The following is a 6,081-nucleotide window of genomic DNA, read 5'->3' on the forward strand; positions in this document are numbered from 1 at the left end:
GATGCTCGACCACTACCAGCAGACAAAGAACCTCCTCGTCAGCTACAGCGAGAACAAACTCGGGTTCTTCTGAGACGGCTCATCCCCGCGCCCGCTTGCGGGCGTTTCGCCGGGGATGGGCAGCCATCCCCGGCATTTGTATCGTGGAGCAGAAAGACATGGTCCAGCGCGTCATCGCCACGCCCGCGGCGCTCGAACTGATCGACCGGCTCAAGGCCGAGCATGGCCCCGATCTGATCTTCCACCAATCCGGTGGCTGCTGCGACAACAGCGCCGCCAACTGCTACCTGCCCACCGATCTCACGATCGGCGCGCACGACGTCCATCTCGGCGAGATCGGCGGCGTGCCTTTCTACATCAGCGCATCGCAGTACGAATACTGGAAGCACACGCAACTGATCATCGACGTGGTGGAAGGGCGGGGTGGCACCTTCTCGCTGGAAGGCGGCACCGGCAAGGCCTTCCTGACCCGGTCGCGGCTGTTCGACGACGGCGAGATGGCCGAGGTCGAGGCCGAGGACCGCGCGCGCGGCCGCTAGCTCCGTCCGCGGAGACGCCTGCCTTCCGTTCGCGGCCTGCCGCTGGGTGGATGGCACAGGTTTTGTTCTAATAGCCCCGGTAAGCCGGCGACGATCCGGCAGCGGAGACAAGACGATGGGGCGGACCCCCACGCGTGCGGCCCGGGCGATTTCCCTCGTGCCGGCGCCGCACCAGCTTCCTGAACCCGGACAGGCTGCCGCCATGGGCGGGGCAGAACGCCCATGCCATTCCGCGCCCGACGCCGGGCCGGACCGGCGCGTGACGCTTGCCCGCTTGTCCACCGGCGATGCCGGGCTGCAGCGGGTGCTTGACCGCGCCGGCAAGGTCGTGGGGCGCAACATCCCGCTGCTGATCCAGGGCGAATCGGGCGTGGGCAAGGAACTGCTGGCCCAGGCCTGCCACAACAGCGGGCCGCGGGCGGGCGGCCCCTTCGTCGCACTCAACTGCGCGGCAATTCCCGAGACGCTGATCGAATCCGAACTCTTCGGCTACGTCGGCGGCGCCTTCACCGGCGCGCGGCGCGAGGGCGCGGTGGGGCGCATCCAGCAGGCTCATGGCGGCACCCTGTTCCTGGATGAGATCGGCGACATGCCGCTGTCCATGCAGGCAAGGCTGCTGCGCGTATTGCAGGAACGCCGCGTGGTGCCGATCGGCGCGCGGGAGGCGGTGCCGGTCGACATCGCCCTGGTATCGGCCACGCACCGGGTGCTGAACGAATCGGTGAAAGGCGGGTTCTTCCGCGAGGATCTCTACTACCGCATCAACGGCCTTACCGTTTACCTGCCCCCGCTGCGCGAGCGCACCGATATCCGCGGCCTCGTCGAGCAACTGATCGACGAGGAATGCATTGGCCGGCCGCGCGACAGCGTGGGCGTGTCCGAGGAAGTGATGCGCTTTTTCGAGCGCTACTCGTGGCCGGGCAACATCCGCCAGTTGCAGAACGTGCTGAGGGTGGCGCTGGCGCTGCTCGATGACGACGAGCAGGTGATCTTGCCGCAGCACCTGCCCGAGGAGATCTTCGCCACGGAGCCCGCTCGGGCCGACAGTCCGCCTGCGCTTGCGCCTGCTGAGGCCGCCCCACCGGCGCGCGCAGCCGTGTCCGCCGGGTTGCGGGGGCGCCGCTTGCAGGGGCTGGACGAAAGCCTGATCCTGCGCGTGCTGGCCGAACATGGCGGCAACGTGTCCGCCGCCGCGCGGGCGCTGGGCATTGCCCGCAATACCCTGTACCGCAAGCTCGGCCGTGATTTCTGAGGCTCAGGCCGTCCAGTGCCCCGATTTGCCTCCCTGCTTTTCCAGCAGGCGGATGCCTTCCATGCGCATGCCCCGGTCGACCGCCTTGCACATGTCGTAGATGGTGAGCAGGCCGACATTGACCGCAGTCAGCGCCTCCATCTCGACGCCGGTGCGGCCGACCGTCTCGGCCGTGACCGTGCAGCGCACCGCATGCTCGGCTTCGTCCAGCTCGAATTCGACCGCGACGCGCGTGAGCGGAATGGGATGGCACAGCGGGATCAGTTCGCTGGTGCGCTTAGAGGCCTGGATGGCGGCGATGCGGGCGATGCCGAGCACGTCGCCCTTCTTGGCCGTGCCCGCACGGATCGCCGCGAAGGTGTCCGGCAGCATCAGGATGCGGCCGGTGGCGGTGGCGGCGCGGCGGGTTTCGGCCTTGGCACCGACGTCGACCATGTGGGCCTGGCCGTCGGCGTCGAAATGGGTCAGGGAACCGGGGGCGGAGGAGAAATCGGGAGTGCTCATCGTGCGTGGGGGCCGCTGCGGGGAGGGCGCGTTTCCGAAGGGACGGGGCCGGCTACAGCCCGATACAGGAGCGTGGGAACGCTTTGGTGCCGGCGGGTATCATAGCACCCGATGATGCGACGACCTCTTGCCCTGCTGCTCAGCCTCGCGCTGGCCTTTCCCGTCCACGCCTACGATCTGCCCGACCTGGGCGACGTCGCGGCGTCCGAGCTTTCGCCCGCCGCCGAGCGGCGTATCGGCGAGCAGATCATCAGCCAGATCCGCTGGCGGGACGCCAGCTACCTGGATGATCCGGAGGTCGAGGAATACATCAATCGCGTCGGGCATCGGCTGGCGGCGGTGAGCAACAATCCCGGGCTGGAATTCGACTTCTTCGTCGTCAGCGACGCCACGCTCAACGCCTTCGCCCTGCCGGGCGGCTACATCGGCGTACACACCGGCCTGCTGCTGGCCGCGCAGACCGAGTCCGAGTTCGCCTCGGTGCTTGGCCACGAAATCGCCCACGTCACGCAGCGCCACATCGCCCAGATCGTCGGCAAGCAGAGCCAGTCGGCCATGCTGATGATGGCCTCGCTGCTGGTGGCGGTGCTGGCGGCGCGCAGCAATTCGGATGTCAGCCAGGCGGCGATTGCCGCGGGCCAGGCCGGCGCGATCCAGTCGCAACTCGGCTACACCCGCGCCTTCGAGCGCGAGGCCGACCGCGTCGGGCTGGAGACGCTGGAGAGCGCCGGCTTCGACGTGCGTGGCATGCCGGGTTTCTTCGAGCGGCTGCAGCGTGCCACGCGCATGTACGAGAACAACGCGCCGGCCTACCTGCGCACCCACCCGTTGACGACCGAGCGTATCGCCGACATGGAAAACCGTGTCGGCTCGATGCACTACCGGCAGGTGGCCGATTCGCCGGACTTCCTGTTCTCGCGCGCCAAGCTGCGCGCCAATGCCGGCCTAGCCGCGGATGCGGTGAGGGACATGGAAAGCCAGGTGGCGCAGACGCCGAACGAGCTCGCCACAAGCTATGGCCTGGCCCGCGCCCTGTTCCGCGCCGGGCGGCTGGACGAGGCGTCGGCGCGGCTCGATGCGGTGCGCGCCAAGGCGCCGCCGTCGCCCTGGGTGGAGACCCTGCGCGCCGAGATCGCGCTGGCGCGCAAGGACGGCGCGGGCGCGGTCAGGACGCTCGAAGCCGCCGCGCGCGGTTTTCCGTCCAGCCGCAGCCTGGTCTATGCGCTGGCCAATGCACGCATCCTCGGCGGCCAGCCGCAAGAGGCGGTCGAAGGCCTGCGCCGTGCGCTGGATGGCCGCCAGTCCGACCCGCGATTGTGGCAACTGCTGTCGCGGGCATATGCCGAACTGGGCAAGCTTACGGCACAGCACCGCGCCCAGGCCGAGGTGTATCTGCTGCGTGGCAGCCTGCCGGCGGCGATCGAGCAACTGGAGATCGCGAGCAAGGCGGGGGATGGCGATTTCTACGACATGTCCGCGGTGGATGCGCGCCTGCGCGTGCTGAAGCAGCGCATCATCGAGCAAAAGCGCGATCGGGACGACTGATCGTCGCTGCCAGCGTGCGCGGCCCTGGCGTGATGGAGCCACTGCGCGCTTCGCCTGCGTTCTTTCGGTGCGGCGAGGCATCAATTAGAATAAAAGCCTATTCAATATACTGATAACGGAAGAGCCGAGGACAAGGGATGGATTTCGACAAAGAAGTGGATGCTCGCGGCCTGAACTGTCCGTTGCCGATCCTGCGTGCCAAGAAGGCGCTGGCCGAGCTGCAATCCGGCCAGGTGTTGCGCGTGGTGGCGACGGATCCGGGAGCCGTGAAGGATTTCCAGGCTTTCGCGAAGCAGACGGGCAACGAACTGCAGCGGCAGGGCGAGACAGCGGACAAGGCGTTCGAGTTCTTCCTCAAGCGCAAGTGAGTTTTCTCCCGCCTGCTCCCGGCAATGCGAAACGGGCTGGCCGCTGATTCGGCCGGCCCGTCTTGCTTTGTGGGCGTGCATGGCGGTTGCGGGCGCGGCTCCGCCGGCGCCATGGTGGGCAGTCCGCCGTTTCCGCTTCGGCATTGACCGGAAACAGGTAAAAGTAAAATAATAAGAAGCATTCTCGATATTCGGCTACCTACCGGTTTTGCCCGGCGCTAGCCGGCATTTTTTTCCTTCCGGACGTAATGCCTTGTCCGCTGCCCGCAACATCGCCCAACTCTACGTCGAGCACCACCACTGGTTGCACGCCTGGCTGCGCCGGAAGCTGGGCTGCACGCATCAGGCCGCCGACCTGACGCACGACACCTTCGTCAGCCTGCTTGGCAAGCCCTGCCAGCCCGACGAACCCCGTGCCTATCTGCTTACCATCGCCCGCCGTCTGGTGTTCGAAACCTGGCGCAGGCGTGACCTGGAGCGCGCCTGGCTGGCCGAACTGGCCGCCATGTCGGAAGCGGTGGCGCCGTCCGAGGAAGAGCGCGCCATCATGCTGGAAACCCTGCTGGCCATCGACGCGCTGCTCGACGGGCTTTCCGCCAAGGCGCGGCAGGCCTTCCTGATGAGCCAGCTCGACGGCCTCACCTACGCTGAGATCGCCGCCGAACTGGGCGTTTCCGTCAGCCGCGTCCGCCAGTACATGACGCAGGCGCTGACCCGCTGCTACGCGGCCGTCTGAGCCGGCTTCATGACCACGACCGCGAATCCGCCTGCCAGCGACCCGATAGCCGGCGAAGCCATTGCCTGGATGGTGAGGCTGGGCGCCGGCGATGCCAGCGCCGCAGAACGGGCAGCCTATGCCGCCTGGCGCCAGGCCGATCCGCGGCACGAAGCCGCCGCCGTCCGGCTGGAGCAAGCCATCGGCGCGTTCGCCAGGCTACCGGATTCCGGCGCCGCCCGCGCCGGCGCCCGCCGGGCCTTGCTGGCGCCGCCCAATCGCCGCAAGACCCTGGGCAAGATCCTCGGCATCGGTTTTCTGCTGGGCGGCAGTGGCTACCTCCTGCACCGCCACCAGCCCTTGCCCGAACTGCTCGCCGACGCCGCCACCGGCACCGGTGAGCGCAGGCAGTTGGTCTTGCCGGACGGCAGCAGCCTGTGGCTCAACGCGCGCAGCGCAGCCGATTTCGACTTCGGCCCGGCGCTGCGGCAAGTGCGGCTGCAATGCGGCGAACTCATCGTCGAGGTCGCCCGCGACAGCGCCCGCCCCTTTGTCGTTCATACTGCCGAAGGCAGCATCCGGGCGCTCGGCACCCGCTTCCTCGTCCGCCAGGATGCTGGCAACACCCTGGTCGCAGTACTGCATTCCTCGGTGCGCATCGACACCGGCCTGGGTGCCAGCATTACCCTGGCAGTCGGTCGCAGTGCCCGCTTCGACCTTGCCGGCGTGCGCCCCGACGCCACGCCGCCCGCCAGCGCTAGCGCTTGGGAAGATGGTTTCATCGAAGTCCACGACCGTCCGCTGGCAGAAATCGTCGCTGCCCTGCGTCCCTACCGGCCCGGCCTGCTGCGCGTTTCCCCCGCCGCGGGCCAGTTGCGCGTCACCGGCAGCTTCCCGCTCGACGACAGCGAGCGGACGCTCGCTGCGCTGTCCGAGGCGCTACCCATCCGCATCGACCGGCACACGGATTACTGGGTCAGCATCGACCTCCGCTGACCCTGCCCGGGCGGCGGAACAATAATTTTCCGCATCCGCCCTGTCACTTTTTCCCGCTCGTTGCACATGACTGTTGAAAGCCCCGCTTTTCAGTCCATTCAATTTGCGGAGAAACCCATGCACGACATGCAATGCACCGCTGCCCGCCGGCGGCAAACCGAA

General features: G+C 67.7%; 6 protein-coding genes and 1 pseudogene. 6 read left to right on the forward strand and 1 reads right to left on the reverse strand.

Going from position 1 to position 6,081, the window contains the following annotated elements; genetic code table 11:
• Positions 1 to 158: 158 nt before the first annotated feature.
• Both C666_RS18130 and C666_RS18135 read left to right on the forward strand, forming a co-directional pair.
• The gene (locus C666_RS18130; protein WP_004347300.1) at positions 159 to 539 is read left to right on the forward strand and encodes a DUF779 domain-containing protein; all 381 of its coding nucleotides are present in this window, start codon (positions 159 to 161) and stop codon (positions 537 to 539) included.
• Between the two features lie 235 nt (positions 540 to 774).
• A pseudogene (locus C666_RS18135) lies at positions 775 to 1,791 on the forward strand (sigma-54-dependent Fis family transcriptional regulator); the annotation flags it as partial.
• 3 nt (positions 1,792 to 1,794) lie between these two features.
• Here C666_RS18135 and moaC read toward each other — a convergent pair.
• A complete protein-coding gene (gene moaC, locus C666_RS18140) occupies positions 1,795 to 2,295 on the reverse strand; it encodes a cyclic pyranopterin monophosphate synthase MoaC (RefSeq protein ID WP_004347303.1) in 501 nt (166 codons plus the stop codon).
• A gap of 111 nt (positions 2,296 to 2,406) precedes the next feature.
• Between moaC and C666_RS18145 the strand changes: the two genes are divergently transcribed.
• From C666_RS18145 to C666_RS18160, 4 genes are all read left to right on the forward strand, one after another.
• Complete coding sequence (locus C666_RS18145; RefSeq protein ID WP_004347307.1) at positions 2,407 to 3,840, forward strand: M48 family metalloprotease; 1,434 nt, start codon at positions 2,407 to 2,409, stop codon at positions 3,838 to 3,840.
• Positions 3,841 to 3,977: 137 nt separating this feature from the next.
• Complete coding sequence (locus tag C666_RS18150; RefSeq protein ID WP_004347309.1) at positions 3,978 to 4,208, forward strand: sulfurtransferase TusA family protein; 231 nt, start codon at positions 3,978 to 3,980, stop codon at positions 4,206 to 4,208.
• Positions 4,209 to 4,461: 253 nt separating this feature from the next.
• Positions 4,462 to 4,944 (forward strand): sigma-70 family RNA polymerase sigma factor, encoded by a 483-nt coding sequence (locus C666_RS18155; RefSeq protein WP_004347312.1) that lies wholly within the window; start codon positions 4,462 to 4,464, stop codon positions 4,942 to 4,944.
• 9 nt (positions 4,945 to 4,953) lie between these two features.
• The gene (locus tag C666_RS18160; RefSeq protein WP_004347314.1) at positions 4,954 to 5,919 is read left to right on the forward strand and encodes a FecR family protein; all 966 of its coding nucleotides are present in this window, start codon (positions 4,954 to 4,956) and stop codon (positions 5,917 to 5,919) included.
• The last annotated feature ends 162 nt before the right edge of the window (positions 5,920 to 6,081 follow it).

Source organism: Thauera linaloolentis 47Lol = DSM 12138 (genome assembly GCF_000310205.1).
GTDB classification, from domain to species: domain Bacteria; phylum Pseudomonadota; class Gammaproteobacteria; order Burkholderiales; family Rhodocyclaceae; genus Thauera; species Thauera linaloolentis.

Bases quoted from the DNA above. Each gene is read 5' to 3' on its own strand.
- C666_RS18130 (WP_004347300.1), top strand. From the start codon at position 159: ATGGTCCAGCGCGTCATCGCCACGCCCGCGGCGCTCGAACTGATCGAC.
- moaC (WP_004347303.1), bottom strand. From the start codon at position 2,295: ATGAGCACTCCCGATTTCTCCTCCGCCCCCGGTTCCCTGACCCATTTC.
- C666_RS18145 (WP_004347307.1), top strand. From the start codon at position 2,407: ATGATGCGACGACCTCTTGCCCTGCTGCTCAGCCTCGCGCTGGCCTTT.
- C666_RS18150 (WP_004347309.1), top strand. From the start codon at position 3,978: ATGGATTTCGACAAAGAAGTGGATGCTCGCGGCCTGAACTGTCCGTTG.
- C666_RS18160 (WP_004347314.1), top strand. From the start codon at position 4,954: ATGACCACGACCGCGAATCCGCCTGCCAGCGACCCGATAGCCGGCGAA.